9 protein-coding genes are annotated in these 18320 nt (G+C 65.8%); 3 read left to right on the top strand and 6 right to left on the bottom strand.

The genetic code is table 11. The features are described 5' to 3' along the window. The first annotated feature begins 23 nt into the window (after positions 1–23). Positions 24–1190 (top strand): glycosyltransferase, encoded by a 1167-nt coding sequence (locus BW970_RS14215; protein ID WP_159441445.1) that lies wholly within the window; start codon positions 24–26, stop codon positions 1188–1190. Here BW970_RS14215 and BW970_RS14210 read toward each other — a convergent pair. The 5 genes from BW970_RS14210 to BW970_RS14190 form a co-directional block, all read right to left on the bottom strand. After that, positions 1144–1839 carry a 4'-phosphopantetheinyl transferase family protein gene (locus BW970_RS14210; RefSeq protein ID WP_076532514.1) on the bottom strand — a complete coding sequence of 232 codons (696 nt, stop codon included), beginning with the start codon at positions 1837–1839 and terminating at the stop codon, positions 1144–1146. The two genes, BW970_RS14215 and BW970_RS14210, sit on opposite strands and share 47 nt — an antisense overlap. Next, positions 1839–6353, bottom strand: a complete 4515-nt coding sequence (locus tag BW970_RS14205) for a MupA/Atu3671 family FMN-dependent luciferase-like monooxygenase (protein WP_076532512.1) — start codon at positions 6351–6353, stop codon at positions 1839–1841. Before BW970_RS14205 ends, BW970_RS14210 begins: the two co-directional genes overlap by 1 nt. After that, the gene (locus BW970_RS14200; RefSeq protein WP_076532509.1) at positions 6350–7357 is read right to left on the bottom strand and encodes a glycosyltransferase family 2 protein; all 1008 of its coding nucleotides are present in this window, start codon (positions 7355–7357) and stop codon (positions 6350–6352) included. The genes BW970_RS14205 and BW970_RS14200 overlap by 4 nt, the downstream gene beginning before the upstream one ends. Further along, positions 7354–13698 (bottom strand): type I polyketide synthase, encoded by a 6345-nt coding sequence (locus tag BW970_RS14195; protein ID WP_076532506.1) that lies wholly within the window; start codon positions 13696–13698, stop codon positions 7354–7356. Before BW970_RS14195 ends, BW970_RS14200 begins: the two co-directional genes overlap by 4 nt. 101 nt (positions 13699–13799) lie before the next feature. Further along, entirely contained in the window at positions 13800–15209 is a 1410-nt protein-coding gene (locus tag BW970_RS14190; RefSeq protein WP_076532503.1) for a hypothetical protein, read from the bottom strand. Between the two features lie 190 nt (positions 15210–15399). Here BW970_RS14190 and BW970_RS14185 point away from each other — a divergent pair, with 190 nt between their 5' ends. Next, positions 15400–16155, top strand: a complete 756-nt coding sequence (locus BW970_RS14185) for a WecB/TagA/CpsF family glycosyltransferase (protein WP_076532949.1) — start codon at positions 15400–15402, stop codon at positions 16153–16155. Between the two features lie 5 nt (positions 16156–16160). Here BW970_RS14185 and BW970_RS14180 read toward each other — a convergent pair whose 3' ends face one another. After that, positions 16161–17126 carry a glycosyltransferase family 2 protein gene (locus BW970_RS14180; protein WP_229740528.1) on the bottom strand — a complete coding sequence of 322 codons (966 nt, stop codon included), beginning with the start codon at positions 17124–17126 and terminating at the stop codon, positions 16161–16163. 275 nt (positions 17127–17401) lie between these two features. On the opposite strand from BW970_RS14180, the gene BW970_RS14175 reads away from it, so the two are divergent. Then, the gene (locus BW970_RS14175; RefSeq protein ID WP_076532498.1) at positions 17402–18319 is read left to right on the top strand and encodes a CpsD/CapB family tyrosine-protein kinase; all 918 of its coding nucleotides are present in this window, start codon (positions 17402–17404) and stop codon (positions 18317–18319) included. Position 18320 lies beyond the last annotated feature (1 nt).

The following is an 18320-nucleotide window of genomic DNA, read 5'->3' as shown; positions in this document are numbered from 1 at the left end:
TCTTTGCGCAACAGGAGCCTGTGTTGACCGGATTGCTGATCGTGGCCACCGCTCCGGTTCTGGAACAGGGCGAAACCCTGCGGCTTGACATCAAGTTCGTCGAGGGAATGCGGGCACATTGCGCGCATTGGAACGGCCCGGTGCGCTGCATTCTGCGCCGGAACGCGGCCCCCATACCATTTGGCGCCGACTATGACCCTTCGGCGCTTGGCTTTGATCTGCGGATCCTCGACCCGGATCAGCCGGTCGGCCCGGCGGAAATGGCAGGCATCCGTGCGGTCTTTGCCGCCGCAGACGACGCGCAGGCCCTTGGCCTTGGCCCGACCGCGCGCGCTGCCGGGGCGATTCTGGTCTATTCGCTGGAATACACACTGGAGACCCGACTGCGGATTGTCGGACTGGATCAAAGCAAGTCGCTGCCCCGCAAGATATGGTCGGCGCTGTGGAACTTGCGGCAGGAACGCCGCCGCCGTGCCGCTCTGAAGGCCGCCGACGGGGTGCAGGCCAATGGCTATCCCGCCTATGACAGCTACCGCTCGCTGAACCCGAACACGATGCTCTACATCGACGGGCGCATGACGCCCCGCCTGATGGCCACTCCGCAAGAGATGACCGCGCGCGCCGCGCGCCAGCGCGACGGGGCGCCGCTGAGGCTGATCCATTCCGGGCGGCTGGAGCCGATGAAGGGCGCGCAGGATCTGCTGCCAGTGATGGCCGCGCTGCGGGCACTTGGGGTGCAGGCGACGCTGGACATCTATGGCGCCGGGTCGCTGCGCGACACCATTCTTCAGGGGCTGCGCAGCTTCGGCGGCGCGGTGCGCCTGCACGACCCCGTGGATTTCGAGACGGGGCTGGTTCCGGTCAGCCGGGGCGGTGCCGACATCTTTCTGTCGTGCCATCGCCAGTCCGACCCCTCGTGCAGCTATATCGAGGCAATGGGCTGCGGCCTTGCGGTGGCCGGGTATGCCAACCGGATGTGGTCCCGGCTGGCCTCGGACAGCGACTGCGGGCAGGTTGCCCCCTTGGGCGATGTGGCGGCCCTGGCCCGCAGGATCGCCGCATGGGACCGCAACCGCGCCGATCTGATCCAATCTGCCGAGATCGGATGGCGATTTGCGCAGGCCCATGACTTTGCGTCCGAGTTCAAGGCGCGAATGGACCATCTGACGTCCTTGTTGCCCCGCGCGTGAACCCCGCCATCACCAGCCCGCCGCCGTGACCGTATCGGCCTGTGAGGCTGTCGCCGGTACGGAACGGCGCAACAGGTCGCACAAAGGTGGCCATCAACCGCCCGGCGGGCCGCAACTCGATACGGATCGCATCAAAACCGATCAGGGTCTGGCTGGCCGGAAACTGGCACTTATAGGCGGCCTCCTTGGCCACGAAGATCAGCCGCGCCGCGCGCGCGCGATCCGGCTGCGCGGCAATCCAGCGGCGCTCTTGTGGCAAGGTCACACTGTCCACCAGTTCCTCGGGGAACGGTTCATCAGGTTCGGCATCCAGCCCAAGCGACAGGCACTGACGCCGCGGCGCCAGAACCGCCAGCGCCAGCCCATCGGTATGACAGATCGACCCGGCGATGCCCGCAGGCCACCCCGGCGCCCGCGTGGACAGGGCCGGAACGGCAACCGGCGGCAGGCCCAAAGCCTCCAGCGCGGCCCGCGCGGCGGCGCGACCGGCGGCAAATTCGGCCTGACGGGCCGGAACGGCACTGGCAACCGCTGCGGCCTCGGACGGCCAGGCGGGCGGAGCCGCGCCGATCGAGACCACGGCCACCTCGGCCCCCGGAGGGAACAATGCCTGTGCCGCCGCCGCGGCCTGCTGCGGACGCGAGGACATCAGGCCCCTCGCCGCGCGCGCAAGGCACGCCGCGCCGACATGGCATCGGCGCGTTGCGCGGCCCTGTCACCAAGAGCGGCACCATCATCGTTTGCCGGTTGCGACGTGACCGGCCCTTCGCCCAGATGGGCCGCCAGCGCGGCCAGCGTCGGAAAGCGGAAGATGTCGGTGATCGACAGTCTGGCGCTGCCCAGCGCCGCCCGGATCTCGCGGTGCGCCTGCACTGCCAGCAGCGAATGCCCGCCCAGTGCAAAGAAATTGTCGCGCGCGCCCACCGACGGCACGTTCAGCACCCGCTGCCAGACAGCGGCAATGGTGGCCTGCACGCCATCCTGCGGCGGCTCGAACGTCTGAGTCACGGCGGCCGTGGCCATGGGCGCCGGAAGGGCATTGCGGTCCACCTTGCGGTTGGGGGTCAACGGAAATTCCCCCAGTTTCACGACATGGGCCGGGATCATGTGTTCAGGCAACCGCGCGGCGATATGGGCGCGCAGCCCGTCGGTCGCCAACCAACTGTCGCCAGCGACATAGGCCACCAACCGAAGATCGCCGGGGCTGTCCTCGCGCGCCATGACCACGGCCTGCCGCACACCGGGAAAGGTTTCGGCCACCGCCTCGATTTCGCCAAGCTCGATCCGGTAGCCGCGCAGTTTCACCTGATGGTCGGCCCGGCCCAGAAAATCCAGCCGCCCATCGGCCCGCCAGCGCACCAGATCGCCGGTCCGGTACATGCGCCCGCCGTGGAAGGGATTGGGCAGGAACCGTTCCGCCGTCAGATCCGCGCGCTGCCAATACCCGCGCGCGACGCCATCGCCGCCAATCCACAACTCTCCGGGCACGCCCACGGCGCAGGGCTGCTGGCTTTCGTCCAGAACATAGACCTGGGTGTTGGCAATGGGTGTACCGATGTTGACCACCGATTCCGCCGCTGTCGCCACCTCGGTTGTGGACCAGATGGTTGTTTCGGTGGGGCCATACATGTTCAGGATGCGCGCGCGCGTGGCCCTGTTCAGGTCGGCCACCAGCCCGCCGGGCAGCGCCTCGCCCCCGATCATGACAGTCTGGAGACGCGAGAGCGCGACCCGCGCCTCGTCGTTCATCGCGATCATGCGAGCCATGGAGGGGGTGCATTGCAGATGGGTGACACCATGGCGCAAGATCTGCCCGGCGATGGAGAAATCGGTCTCTGCCACCGATGCGCCCGCATTGGCACGTTTCACCACCTCGGCCAGCGGGAACAGCCCTTCCAGAACGGTATCCTTGGCAATGCCATAGTCGATCAGGCAGGCCACCTCGGTCACGCCGATACGCTTGAGCTGTTCGACACGAGCCAGACAATCCTCGACCGTGCCAAACAGGCCCGAGTCCTCGAAATACCGTTGAAAGGCGAAATCCAGGATCGCCTCAAGCTCGTCGCCTGACAGGTCGCGCAGGTCGATGTCCATGGGGTTGGTCACACCTTGCGGCTTCTTGAAGGCAGGGAAAGCCCAGGCATATTGCTTGATCAGCCCGGCTGCGGCGCGCAGATAGTCCTTCATCGGCTCGCGCGCGATGCGACGGGCCGTTTCCCGGTCACGCGCCACAAAGGTGTGCAGCATCAGCGTGACTGTGAAATCGGCCGGATCATGGCCCGCCTTGCGCAGGGCGGCGTGATAGATGCCGATCTTGTCCGCCACCTCGTCGATGCTCTGGCCCAAAAGATGGGTCAGCACATGGGCGCCAATCTCGCCCGCCTCGCGCCATGTTGCCGGGTTGCCGGCGGTCGTGACCCAGATCGGCAGGTCTTTCGACACCGGACGTGGCTGGGTCAGCACGGCAAACGGGGTGCCGGAGGCGGTAGGGAATTCGACACTCTCGCCGCGCCACAGGCGGCGCACCTGATCAATGCTGTCAAACAGCGCCTGACGGTTGTTCGGCGGGGTGTTCTCGGGGCGCAGGACAAAATCGTCCGGCTGCCAGCCCGAGGCCATGGCCAGCCCCGCCCGTCCGTTGGTCAGGTTGTCGATCACCGCCCAATCCTCGGCAATCCGGGCCGGATGGTGCAGCGGGGCAACGCACGACCCCGCGCGCACGCCGATGTTCCGTGTCACCGCCGCGACCGCCGCACCTGTCACCGATGGGTTGGGATACGGGCCGCCAAAAGCGTGGAAATGCCGCTCCGGCGTCCAGACCGCGCAGAAGCCGTGGGTATCGGCAAACCTGGCGCCTTCCAGCAACAACTCATATTTTGCCGGGCCCACACCATCGTCATTGCCCCAGTAATACAGGCTGAACTCCATCGTCCGGTCGCTGACCGCGGGGCCGTTGGACACCAGCGCACGGTCGGCATCGCCCATCAGAACCAGCTTGAAGCCACGCGACAGGGTCCAGAACAGTTCCAGTACCGAAATGTCAAAGGACAGCGAGGTGACGGCCAGCCATGTCCCCGGATCGGTGCCGATCCGGTCATCCATTCCGGCAAGGAAATTCGCCACATTGCGGTGTTCGATCATCACGCCCTTGGGCCGCCCGGTCGATCCCGAGGTGTAGATCATATAGGCCATGTCGTCCGGCCCGCCCCCCCCATCGGGATTCGCCGTGCTGGCCGTGTCGATGCGCGGATCGCGGTCCAGCAACAGTTGCGCGGTGCCCGGCGGCAAGCTGTCCGACAACGCGGATTCCGTGACGATCACCGGGGCGCCCGAATCTTCGGCGTAAAGTGCGATGCGGTCGGCAGGATAGGCAGGATCCATCGGCACATAGGCGCCGCCTGCCTTGAGGATTCCAAGCGCCCCGATCACCAGATGCGGCGTGCGCCGCGTGCACAGGCCCACCAGCGTGCCCGGCCCAACCCCCATCTCGCGCAGCACATGGGCCACACGATTGGCGGCTGCGTTCAGCCGGGCATAGGTCAGGCTGCTTGCCTCATGTACCAGCGCGATGGCGTCGGGCGTGCGCGCCACCTGTGCCTCGAACGCGGTGTGAATGGGCCGCGGGGCATAGTCTGTCGCGGTGGCATTCCAGCCATTCACCGTCATGTCCCGTTCGGCTTCTGGCATGGCCGGGATGTCAGACAGGCTCTGTCCCGCTGAAAGTGCCTGTCCGATCGCCTCCAGCCGCGCATGAAGCAGTCGGGCCAGGACAGGGTTCAGGCGGGCAGCATCGAAGTGAAAGCCCGTCGCGGTCAACGTGATGATGGATCCGTCAAGCGGATCGTCACCTGAAAGCGCAAGTGCAATCTGCGGCATCGTCACGGCGCCAATGGCCGGATCGCGGAGCGGCAGGTCGGCGGCAAAACCCGGCGCGCGGGCGGTGCGCGCAAGGGCGGCCTGCTGCGCCGCCACCTCGCCATCGGAGGTCAGGCGCAGGGGCGACCACGGGGCGACATAGCCCGGCGCCTGTGGCAGGCGCGGGTCGTGCACCGCAATGTCCACTGCCTTGCGCGCGGTCAGACGGCAGGCCCACAGGGCAATGGCCGCAATGGCCGGGTCGGCCAGGGCCAGAACCTGCCAGTCTGGCACGGTTCCGGCGGTTGCCATCGGCACCTCTGCCGGGATCAGATCGCGCAGCGCACGGCGTGTCGCGCCCTCGACCGGGGCGACGGCAGCAATCGCTGCGTCAATGCGGGCGGCCTGCGCAGCCGTGACCGCAGGCAGCACATCCCCCACCTGCGCCACGGACATCGGGCAGACCGCGCCCGACAGGTCACGCAACCCCCGCAGTGTCACTGCCCCTTGGCCACAGGCCACCGTCAGCCCTGCCTGATCCACCGCCAGCACCTGTCCCGGCGCCCCGTGACCTGTCACAGCTTCGGCGGCAGAAACAGTGACTATCCGGCCACTACTCTCTATTTTTGGCAAAGCAAGCGGGTTGGCATAGCTGCCATGATCCAGCGCCTGCACCAGCGCCAGAATGCGCGCGTCGGACTGGGCAAAATCCAGCCGCGCAGCGGCGCGGGGCCGGTCATCGCGGGCATGATAGCTGCGCAGCGACAGATCCTGCGGCTGGCGCCGGGGTGCGCCGGATTCCAGCTTTGCAACCAGCGGGCCGAAACTGTCGATGGCCGCTTCGAAACAACGGGTGTTCAACGTCAGCGCGGTGTCACCGGGCGCGATCGGGAACAGACGCTGTTCCAGAATATCCCCCTCGTCGATGCCGCCTTCGATCAGGTGCCACGTGATGCCGTGCTGCGCCTCGCCTTCAAGGATGGCCCAGACCGGCGCGTTCAACCCGGCATGGCGCGGCAGCGGACCATCGTGAAAGTTGACCGCCCCGCAGACCGCCTGCGCCAGCAACGCCTCTGGCACCAGGTTGAGGTTGGCGACCGAAAACAGCCAGTCATAGCGCAGACCGGCCAGCCGGTCGGCATGGCCGGGCGCCTGCGCCTCGACCCGCAGCCCTACGCCTTCGGCCCAGCGGCGGACCTCGGCGTTGCGCGTCACGACGGCGGCAATGCTGTGGCCACGACTGCGCCAGATTTCGGCGCATTGGACCAGAAGGGATTCGTTGCCGATGAACAAGGCGGACAGGGTCATGTCTGGCTCCGTGCCGGGGTTCTGGCCCCGGAATCTGGCACGGCGGGCGCCGTGCTGGGGATGCGCGTTCCCATGGAAAGACTATGCGCGATCAGATCGCGCAGGAAATGTGGCGGATCGCCCGTGCCCCGCCGGGTCAGGGCACAGCGCAGGCGCCACAGGACGCCTCCGGCAAGATGGGTCAGCGTGGCCAGCGCGGCATAGCCCCGCCCATGGCTTTTGGTGAAGTAACGCCAGCGGCTGTCGAACCAGTAGCGAGGCGTGCGCGACCACCGCTTCATTCCTGTCGACTCAGAGCCGATATGGGCCACTTCGGACGCACGGACATAGTCGGTCGGCCACCCGGCACGGGCGCCACGCAGGCACAGGTCGGTTTCCTCGAAATACAGGAAAAAGCCTTCGTCAAAGGCGCCGATCCGATCCAGCACCGATTGCCGCGTCATCAGGCTGCACCCAGCCGTCCAATCCACCCGCATCACACCAGAGCGGGGAATATCCATCGGAACGACATGGCTGCGCAAGGCACGGGTGATCGGGCCGGTGCGGGCCGACCCTTCCAGTTCGGACCAGACCGAAGGGAACCGGAAACAGGTGGTATGTGGTACCCCGTCCACCCCGTGAATATAGCTGCCGGCAAAGCCCACCTCCGGATGGCGCTCCAGATGATCCAGCAACAGGCGAATGGCATCCGGCGCCGGAAAGGCATCAGAGTTCAGGATATAGACATATTCAGGCCGTTCGCCCCCCGGCAGACCCGCGCGGATGCCCACGTTGTTGCCCGCGCCAAAGCCGCCATTGCGCCCGGCCTGTAGAACCCGCACCCGCGACCAGCCGCGATCCGCCACCGCTCGACGCAGGATCTCTTCGGATCCGTCGCCGGAATCGTTGTCCACCACAGTGATCGCGCCGTCGATCCCCTGCATCGCCACCAAGGCGGATTCGACGGATTTCAGCGTCATCTCTGGCGTGCGCCAGTTCAGGATGACGGTCAGGACACGGGTCATTCCGCCGCCTCCTGCAAGGGGGTATCACCGGGTTCAGCCGCATCCAGCACCCTGCGGATGCGCGCTGCCAGCACGCGGACATTGGGTTCCAGCACCATGGAATCATGGTCGCCCGGCACCTCGACCACCTCCAGCGCCGGAGCAAAGGGCGACCACTGGTTGTCAGGATAGACATATTCCTTGGCCGCGCTGACCCATTGGCCGCCAGACACCTGCCAGTGCCGGTCCAGCGCCGGACGAAACAGGGCAACGCGGCCCTTCCGTGACGTCAGATCATAGGCCGGCAAGGCGGCGCGAAAGGCAGCCTCGATGGCGGCGTTGTGCAACTGGTGCTCCTGCACGCCGAACTGCGGTTGGGCCTGCTGCGCCTTCCACGCCTGCCGCGCCTGCCACCATTCCAGCGCATAGGCCGGGCCCTTGCGCCGGAACTCTGCCAGCTTGATCAGCGCCTTGTCCTTGCGCGTCAGTTCAGGCCGCAGCGGCAGGGGCGTATCGAGCAAGATCACCTGCGCCACTTGATCCCCTGCGCTTTCCAACTGCCGGGCGATCTCCCATGCGATAAGGCCACCGCCGGAGAAGCCGCCGATCAACCATGGTCCAACCGGCTGAACCTGCCGCATCTCGGCAATGTAATCGCGGGCCGCGGTGACAAAATCGGTATGCGGCTGTTCATCGCCATACAGCCCGCGCGCCTGAAGGCCATAGAACGGTCGGTCGGATCCGATCAACTGCGCCAGATGCCGCAAGTTCAGCACATTGCCGAACATGCCCGCAACCAGGAAGAACGGGCGCTGCGCCCCGCCCTCGCCCTGGTGCATCGGCACCAGATGGGTAAAGCGGCGCTGGGGTGTGGCGGGCTTTTCGCCGCTGTCCTGCGGGCCGATACGCGCCTCGATCAGCGCGGCACAGGCGGCAATCGTTGGTGCCTCGAACAGGACCGAGATGGGAAAATCCACCTGATAGGCCTTGCGGATCATGGCGAACAGCCGCACGGCGATCAGACTGTGGCCCCCCAGATCAAAGAAGCTGTCCTCGACCCCCACTTGGCCGACGCCCAGCAACTCCTGCCAGAAGCCCACCAGCGTGCGTTCAATGTCGTTGCGCGGCTCCAGATAGGCATTGTCCAGTTCGGGGCGCGCAAAGCTCTGGCCCGATGGCGCCTCGGCCTGCACCTCGGCGGCTTGCGCGATCAGCGCGGGCAGCGGCATCGACGACACGATCACCGGGTTCTGCCCGGTGGCCAGCGCACGGACAAAGGCTTCGGCCCCTTCGGTTGCGCGGATGCCCTGCGACAGGTTGTGGCGCAGGCGTTCCTCGGCCGGAGACAATGCGCGCGACTCGTCTTCGTCAAACTCCATCTCGCGCGGGTCGGCGCGAGAGATCAGCGACAAGGGACCATCCAGACGGCGGATCTGGAATCCCTGCACCTCGATGCAGATGTTGCCCAGAGCATCCGCAAGCGTGATATCAAAGGTGGCAAAGGGCGCATCGGCACGGTTGTCGCCCGCGTTGCGCACCCAACTGATCACCTCGGCCGGAAGGGGGCGGAACACACGGACCATGGCATAGGACACCGGCACCCACAGATGTGTAGGCTGATATCCCGCGATCAGCCCCATGGCCCAGCCTGTCGCCAGATCCATCAGCGCAGGGTGAATCAGATGCCCGTCCGCCAGATCATGCCGATAGTCCAGCGGCAGCGACAGGCGGGCGATGCCTTCGCCCTGCCCGAATGCGATGCTGGACAGCACACGCCAGCGCGGGCCAAAGGCAAGATGATCCTCTTGCGGGGACCGCAGCCCGTCACCCGTCACGGGGGCGGCGCAACGGGACGCGATTGCAGCAGGGTCGATCCGGCCCGGCGCGGCGCGGGTAAAGCCGATGGTCGCTTGCGCATTCAGTTGATACCCCGTGCGCCCGCCTGCACGGGCATCGGAGCGCACGTCGAACGCATAGCCCTGATCGCTGCGGGTCAGGCGCAGGCGGACATGGCGGGTGTCGCCATCGGCCACCGCCAGCGGGCGGAAGAAATACAGATCACGCAATTCCCAGGCGCCCGTCTCACCCTGCGCCTTCAATGCCTGCGCGGCCAGATCCAGATAGCCGGTGCCGGGAATCAGCGCATCGCCGGCGGTGGTGCGGTGGCCATCCAGCCACCAGCGGCCCACCTGCCAGTCGGCCGTGAACAGGCGGTTGCCTTGGGCGTCGAATGTGGCGTGGTCCAGCATCGGCACATCCGCCGCGGCCACCGGCGCGGGCTTGCGGCCTGTCACGGCCTCGGCCGCCATGCCGACATCGGACCAGATGCCCCAGTTCAGCGCCACCACCCGTGTCTTGCCGCTGCGCGCCTGCGCCCAGGCGTTCAGGAACGCATTCGCCGCCACATAATCCACCTGTCCCGCCGGGGCGATGACCGCCGAAGTCGAGGCGAATGCCACGATCAGCGACAACGACCCGTCAGGGAACACCTGATCCAGCACCTGTGTGCCGTGCACCTTGGGGCCGAACACTTCTTCGACCTGCGCCGGGGTCTTGGCCAGGATGGGCGCATCAGCAACCACGCCTGCGGCATGAATCAGCACATCAAGTTTTCCGAATGCCCATTCGCATTCAAGGCGCGCCGCCCGCATCTCCTCGACGTTGCAGACGTCGCCCTGCACGACCAGCACCTGTGCGCCCAGGCGCTCCAGATGCTGCACGGCGCGGATACGGGTGGCAAGGGCACCGCCAGGATCGGTGCTCAAAATCTCGGGCCAGTGCGCAGGATCCGGCCATGCGCTGCGGGTCAGCAAGGCAATCCTGGCACCTAGCTGTGTGACCATCCGTTCGGCCAGCGTCAGACCAATGCCGCCAAATCCGCCGGTCAACAGCACCGCCGCCCCTTGCGTCAGGGGGGCTGCGCCTTCGGTCAACGGCAGGGGCCGCAGGGCGAGTTCATAGCGCCGCTCGCCACGCAGGGCGGCGCTCAGGTTCGCAGGCTCTGCCAGCAGTTCTTCAAGGATGCGGTCGGTCAACGCCTCGGCGCCCGCCTTGCCCGGCAAGACCAGATCCAGGCTGGAGCAGGTGATGCCCGGAAATTCGCGCGGGATCACCCGCAGCGGGCCTTGCAATGTGGCTTTCTCGGGATAGGCCAGACGCTCTGTCTTGACCTGCGCGGCGCCGGTGGTGAAGGCCGCCAGATGGATGGGCCGGGGCAGGTTTTCCTCGGCCAGCGCCTGCGCCAGAAACAGTAGCGACCAGAAGCCCTGTTCCTGATTGCGGTGGAAAAAGCTGGAGCCAGGGCGAAAGCTCTCGGCATCCGTTACCAGCCAGAAATGCGCGATACGCTGCGGAGCAAGCCCATGCGCCACCAGGTCGCGCAGCAGGCGGTCATACTCCTCGCGCCCACGTTCGGGCGACAGGACAAAGGCATCTTCGCCAATGCGGGCAAAGCGGTCGCCCGCCTGTACCGTGACCACCCGGTGCCCGGCAGCGCGCAAGCGGGCAACGGCACGGGCGGCCACCCCGACAGCATCGGCAAACACCAGCCAGGTCCGGCGCTCGGCCTGATCCAGCGCGTCGGCATCCACCTCGGCCTCGGCTGCGCGCGGGCGCCAGTGCGGGCGCCAACCCCATTGGGACATGTCTTCGATCCGTTCGGGCCACTGGCGGTCCGGCGTGGCCTGCGCCTGCCCCGGTTCGATGAAATAGCGGCTGCGCTGGAACGGATAGGTCGGCAGCGGCACGCGGTGACGCGGCCCGTCGCCCCAGATCGGCGCCCAGTCCACCGCCACGCCCAGCGCCCACAGCCGGGCCAGCGTGCTGATGAAATGGATGTCATCCGCCAGCACCTGATCCGGATGGCGCAACGAGGACAGTACCTGATTCGACGCCACGCCATTGGCCTGTGCCAGCGAGGATAGCGCCTTGCCCGGCCCCACCTCCAGGAACACCCGGTCCGGGGCGGCCAGTGCGGCAAGGCCCTTTGCGAACATCACCGTACCGCGCAGATGGTAGACCCAGTATTCGGGATCCGTCGCCTGTTGTGGCGTCAGGGCTGTGCCTGTCCGGTTTGAGATGATCGGCAGCTTCGGCGCAGCAAGCGGAATGGAACGCAAATAATCCCCAAACCGCTTGAGGATCGGTTCCAGCATCCGCGAATGCGCAGCAATGTCGATCTGTACGCGCTGCGACTCGATTCCCTTGGCAGCCAGGCGGGCGGACAGCGCGTCCAGCTCTGCCTGCGGGCCGGAGACGACACAAAGATCGGCCGCATTGACAGAAGCCATATCAAGACTGTCGCCCATCTCGCGCCGTAGATCCGCCTCTGACAGCGGGACCGACAGCATCCCACCCGGCGCGATGGTGTCGAACAGTTGGCCGCGCAGGTGAACCAGACCGATGCAATCCTCAAAGCTCATGACGCCGGCCAGGCAGGCGGCAGTATTCTCGCCCATCGAATGACCGATCAGATGCGCGGGCCGCACTCCCCAACTGATCCAAAGCTGCGCGAGTGCATATTCGGTGATCATGATCAGCGGCAACTGCACCGATGGCCGCTTCAGCGCCTCGGCCGCCGCCGTCTCGGCCCCCGGCTCGGGCAACCACAGGGCGCGCAGATCATAGTCCAGACGGGGTTGCAGGTGATCCAGCCCCCGATTCATCCAGTCGCGGAACACCGGCTCGGTTTCATACAGATCCCGCGCCATCCCGGCGTACTGCGCCCCGCCACCGGGGAACATGAACACCACCTCCGGGTCATCGCCCAGATGGGTATGGGTAAACACGCGGTGCCGGTCGCCGGTTTCCAGCAGACCAGCCGCCTGATCGTGGGTTTCCGCCACCAGCACACGGCGGCGCTCAAAGGCGCGGCGCCCCTCTTTCAGGGTAAAGGCCACATCGGCCAGCGGCTGATCGGGGTGCGCCCGCAAATGGGCGGCCAGACGGCCCGATGCCTCGTCCAGCGCCCGAGCGCTGCGGGCCGATACCACCAGAGGCTGAAACGGCCAGTCGGACGGGCCCGAAGGCGTGCGCGCAGGCGCCTCCTCCAATACGGCATGGGCATTGGTGCCACCCACGCCAAGGCTGTTGACCCCTGCCCGGCGCGGCGCACCCAGCGCGGGAAACGGCGACAGCCGGTCATTGACCCGAAAGGGCGAACTGTCGAAATCAATCGCAGGGTTCGGCGATTCATACCCCAGCGAGGGCGGAATTTCCTTGTGGTGCAGGGCAAGCCCCACCTTGATCAGGCTGGCCACCCCGGCCGCGGTATCCAGATGCCCGATGTTGGTCTTGACCGATCCGATGCGGGCATAGCCTGTCTTGTCCGTGGTGTCGCGGAACGCCTGGGTCAGCGCCGCGACCTCGATCGGATCGCCCAGATAGGTGCCGGTGCCGTGGCATTCCACATACCCGACCGTATCGGCCGAAACCCCGGCCACGGCCTGCGCCTCGGCAATCGCGCGGGCCTGACCATCGACCGAGGGCGCCAGATAGCCCGCCTTGGCGGCCCCATCATTGTTGATCGCCGTGCCCTTGACCACAGCCCAGATATGATCGCCATCCGCAATCGCATCCTTCAGCCGCCGCAGCACCACACACCCGGCCCCCGAGCCGAACACCGTCCCCTGTGCCCGGTGGTCAAAGGCGTGGCAATGACCATCGGGCGACAGAATCTCGCCATCCTCGAACACATAGCCCCGGCCATGCGGCAGTTCGATCGTGACACCACCGGCCAGTGCCATATCGCATTCGCCATTCAGCAGCGACTGTGCCGCCACATGCACCGCGACCAGCGATGTGGAACAGGCGGTCTGGATAGTCAGCGACGGCCCCCGCAGGTCGAACACATGGCTGACGCGGGTGGACAGGAAATCCTTGTCGTTGCCGGTATGACGCAACAGGAACATGCCGGTGTTCTGCATCAGATCCGGGTTGGAGCAGACGTTGAAATAGAAATAGCTGCCCATGCCGCAGCCGGCAAAGACCCCGACCTGACCGGCAAAGGTCTCGGGCGGATGTCCTGCATCCTCCAGCGCCTCCCAGGCCACTTCAAGGAACTGGCGGTGCTGCGGATCCATGATGGCCGCCTCTTTGGGCGACAAGCCAAAGAAATCGGCATCGAAATGGTCAAAGCGATCCAGCACGACGGCGGCGGGCACGAAATTGCGTGCCCGCATCCGCGCCGGGGATTCGCCATTGGCCAGCAATTCCTCGGCATTCAGATGTCGGATCGATTCAAGACCCGTGCGCAGATTGTGCCAGTACTGCCCCACCGTTTCCGCATCCGGCAAATGCGCAGCCATCCCGACGATGGCGATATCCGTTTCGGAAAAGATGACGTCGGATGCGGCACTGGTCATGAGGTGGTCCTGCGAAATCTCGGCGAATGCCTAGGTAAAAACCTTGGCCAAAATAAGGACGGCTTGGTCCAGCTTGCTGTTCCCGGACGCACCACCATCCATCAGATAATCGTTCGCTGGCGCGGGGAAAGATCGGGCGTCCTGTCCCCCTGATCCACGATGACCTCTTTGCGCGCGGCAAGCTCTGTATACCCCAGCAAGGCGCCAGCGATCAGCCATGTGACGGGCGTCAGCGTTGCGTTGGGCAGCATGTCCACCATATTCACCCCATGGATCACCGCCAAGGCGCCGACCGGCGCCGCAAGCCGGGCGCCACCTGCTCGTCTCGACTGACGCCACAGCAGGAACAGCGGCAGCGCCAGAAGCCCGAATTCCCCGACATAGCCAGCCCAGCCGAACATGCCCAGCACGATCACCCAGCGCCCATCGGCAACGGTGAACACGCGGCCCGAAACCGGATCGTGCAACAGGTTCCGCTCATATCCGCCCCAACCGAACCATGGTTTCTGAAAGGCATGATCCAGCAGGACCGACTCGTTGGTGAAGCGGTAGTTCAGCGATTGCGCGCGGTCGGCGCTGTAGCTGGCGGCAAGCCTGACCATCTCGTCCGCCGGAATCACTCCGGCCGAACGCAGCACCGGATAGGTCAACGCCAGAACCGCCATGACAACCGCAAGGCGCAGCAACCAGCGCTGTCCCACCAGCAGCACCATAGGCGCCAGAAGCACCGCATAGATGAGGGAGCCAATGGACTTGCACAGCACAAGCACCACGAACAGATAGGCCGCAGCCATCGTCAGGCGGGCCTTCTCCTCCCGAGGACGCGCGCGCAGCAGCGCAAAGGCGGCCAGAACCGATGTCATGGCAAAGAACGCCACCCACAGGCCGTGCTCCAGGAACACAATGGGGCGGAAGCCGCCCTGGCGCATCATCTGCTCGAAGGAATGCTGGAAAAAGCCGTAAATCCAGGTGTTCAACTGGGGGGACAGCCGGATCTCCACCAGCATGGGCACCGAATAGATCAACCCCGCAACGACCAGAGCAATCAGAATCTCGCGCAACGCCGAGGGTGTGGCCAACAGGCTGCGCGCCAGCGCGAAGGTCAGGATGACAAAAGCCTGGAACGCGATGATCGAAATCGCATCGTACAGGCGCAATCCCGGCAGAACCCGGTGATGCCCGACAAAGACCGGCTCGGGATTTGTCAGGATCGTGCCAAAGGGTGCCAAGACGAACACCACGAGCAACACACGCGCCAGCCACCCTTCGGGAATCAACGGCACCGGGATCCGCAGCATCAACGTGACCACTGCATAGGCCGAAAGCGCCGGAATCGACATCTTGTCCAATGCGGGCACGGCAGGCAGGTCGATGGCTGCAACCGGCGGCAGGAAAAGGTAACCGCCCACAATCGACCAGATCAGCGCACGCTCCATCGGCAGGCGGCGGAACAGTACAACCACCACCACGGGCCATAGCACGAGCGCAAGATAGGCAAGGCTGTTGGGCATCGGTCCCTTCGCTAGGCTAGCCTGCTTCATACCACGGCTGAACCCGTGCCGCCACATTGCGGCCCACTTCACACAGTACAACGACGGCAACAGTCAAGTCGGCCTATGGAAACGATCAGAGCCACGTCGCAGTTGCCCCAAGGCATCTGGCATGGCAGGCAAAGGCGCAGGGCCAGCGAAGGGTGACGCGGTGGAGTTTCGTTTCGGCAATACCACGACGATCCAGGTCAACGTGCCCGATCGCGCCACCCTGGTCGACAGCGTGACCCGCAGGCTCGCGGCCCGTCAGGGATTTGCGCTGGCAACGATCAATCTGGACCATCTGGTCAAGCTGCAACGCGACCCGGCCTTTCGGCTGGCCTATGCTGCACATGATCTGGTCGTGGCCGATGGCAACCCCATTGTCTGGCTGTCAAAACTGGCCGAGCGACCAGTCGATCTGGTGCCCGGCTCTGATCTGGTGCTGCCATTGGCGCGATTGGCGGCCGAAACAGACACCAGGGTTGCATTGGTCGGCAGCACGGCCGACGCCCTGGACGGCGCGGCAAGGTCGCTTGTCCGCGAGATACCGGGTCTGCAAATCGTCGCACAACTTTCCCCACCCATGGGGTTCGCGCCCACCGGACCACAGGCCGATGCGCTGCTGGCCGACATTGCCGCCAGCGGTGCCGGCTTGTGCTTTCTGGCTCTGGGCGCGCCCAAGCAAGAGATGCTGGCCGCCCGCGGCCGCACCATTGCGCCGGGGGTCGGATTTGTGTCGGTCGGGGCAGGGCTGGATTTTCTGGCGGGGCAGCAGGTACGGGCCCCGGCCTGGGTACGGGAGATCACCATGGAGTGGGCCTGGCGGATGCTGTCCAGCCCCCGCCGCCTTTTGCCGCGCTACGCTGCCTGCGCCGCAATTCTTCCGGGCGAGGCGCTGCGCGCGCTTGCGAAACGACGCGCCTGACGGATCTATTTGTACTCGATCAGACCGCGCCGCCGCCCGCTCAGCCGCCCGAACCAGTAACCCAGCACGCCCAGCGCCTCGGGCAGCTTGCCCAACACGGTGAACATCGCCCGTTCCAACGCCCCCCGCCCGCCGCCCCATCGACGGGCCAGCCGTACCATCTGGAGCGGCCAGGCCAGCAACAGCGCCAGCCAGAGCGGATGACTCAGCAGCGCCCCCAGAAGCGTGGTCAAGGGCAGCCCAGCCCCCCACAGGATGGCACGCCTCGTTTCGGCAACCCAGTGGCGTTCGGGTCCGCGCCCGTGCAGGGCAGCGCCTTCGGCAAAGGCAAATCCCGCCCGACGCGCCCGGTTCCACCATTGGGAGAACCGCGTCATGGCCGCATCATGCAGTGTCATCTCTGCATCCAGACGCCAAATTCCCCAACCCGCACGCGCAAGACGCAGGCACAACTCCGGCTCCTCGCCCGCAATCAGATCAGCGCGATAACCGCCTGCCTGTCGCAAGGCGGCATAGCGCATCAGCGCATCCCCACCGCACGCCTTGGCCGCACCGACGGGCGTATCCCATTCGGCATCGGCCAGACGGTTGTAGACGGAGGCTTCGGGGAACCGTTCTCGCCGCCGCCCGCACACGACGGCAAGGTCCGGCCGGCCCTGCATCACGGGCAATGCAACCTCGATCCAACGCGGATCCATCGAACAGTCGCCGTCCAGAAACTGCACAAACTCCGGCGGATCGGCTGCCAAGGCATCGAAACCGGCGTTGCGCGCACGCGCCGCCGTGAACGGATGTGTCGTGTCCAGCAGCGCGACCTGTGCGCCTGCGGCGGTTGCTGCGGCCACGGATCCATCGGTGGATCCAGAATCCACATAGACCACCCGCCGCACCTGTCCCTGCAATGAGTCCAGACAGGCGATCAATCGCGTGCCTTCGTTCCGCCCGATCACCACCGCATCGACCGTCGCCACCACGCTGCCCCCAGACTGACCCGCACCGCACAACGCTAGGACATTCAACGCCTTTTGACCATCGCACCGGATCGTTTCCAGATCGGTGGCTTTTTATGGGACGCCGAATCAGATAGATCCTGAGTGCTGGGCGGGGGCCCGGATCCACGTGCAGACAGTGGGGGCGCATCCTGCGACCCCTGAAAATCATTTGGATTCAATGAATTTCCTGCCGAAAGGCGGGATATGCCCGTTCAGCATCCGGCCCGCCGGACGCCAAAGGAAGGTCCGTTGCCATGGCGAAAGCCGGTTCGTTGATGGAAACCGTGTTCGAGAAAGACAGATCCGATGGCCTGGACATGAGCAAGGATCCCCGTTCGGGCCACCGCCTTGCCGGACGGGCGGTTTCGGTCTTTGGCCACAGGCGCACGGATCCGACCGTGCTGCCGCCGCTCCATGATGACGATCTGCGGGACGCCCTTCTGCCTGCGCGGCATGATCCCGATCGCCTGTGGTCCGACCTGCCCATCCTGCGACTGGACGCGGCGCAGGCGCTGACCAACCACCTGATCATTTCCCATCGTGAGGATCCGGTCGGGCTGCTGTATGACCATCTGCGCACGCGCCTTCTGCAAGCCATGCAAGAGCGCGGCTGGACACGGGTTGCCGTGGCGGCGCCCACGCGTGGGTGCGGGGCAAGCACGGTCGCGGCCAATCTTGCGCTTGCGCTGGCACGGCGACCGTCCGGTCGCACTGTGCTGATCGACCTTGACCTTCGCCAGCCCGCGCTCGCTGCCATGTTCGGCCACCCCGACCCCGGCCCGCTGCGCGAGATCCTTACCGGCGAACAACCCATCGAGGCACATTTCTGCCGCATAGGTCGCACCCTGGCCCTGGGGCTGAACGGCCGGCCAGAGCAAGACAGTTCCGAACTGCTGCAAGAACCCGAAACCGCTGACGCCCTGGAAGCAGCGATGGAAGATCTGTCGCCCGATGTCACCATCTATGATCTTCCGCCGGTGCTGGAGTCCGATGACGTTCTGGCCTTTCTGCCAGAGGTCGATGGCATCCTGCTGGTGGCCGATGGCACCCGGACCACCGCCGACCAGATGCGCGACTGCGAGCGCCTGCTGAAGGATCGGACCCATATCATTGGCGTTGTCCTGAACAGGGCCGAGGACAGCCCCGCCGCGACCGGCAAACGGAGACGCTGAC

The sequence above is a fragment of the Gemmobacter megaterium genome, assembly GCF_900156815.1.
GTDB classification, from domain to species: Bacteria; Pseudomonadota; Alphaproteobacteria; order Rhodobacterales; family Rhodobacteraceae; genus Wagnerdoeblera; species Wagnerdoeblera megaterium.
This window is presented reverse-complemented; position numbering and strand designations above follow the sequence as displayed.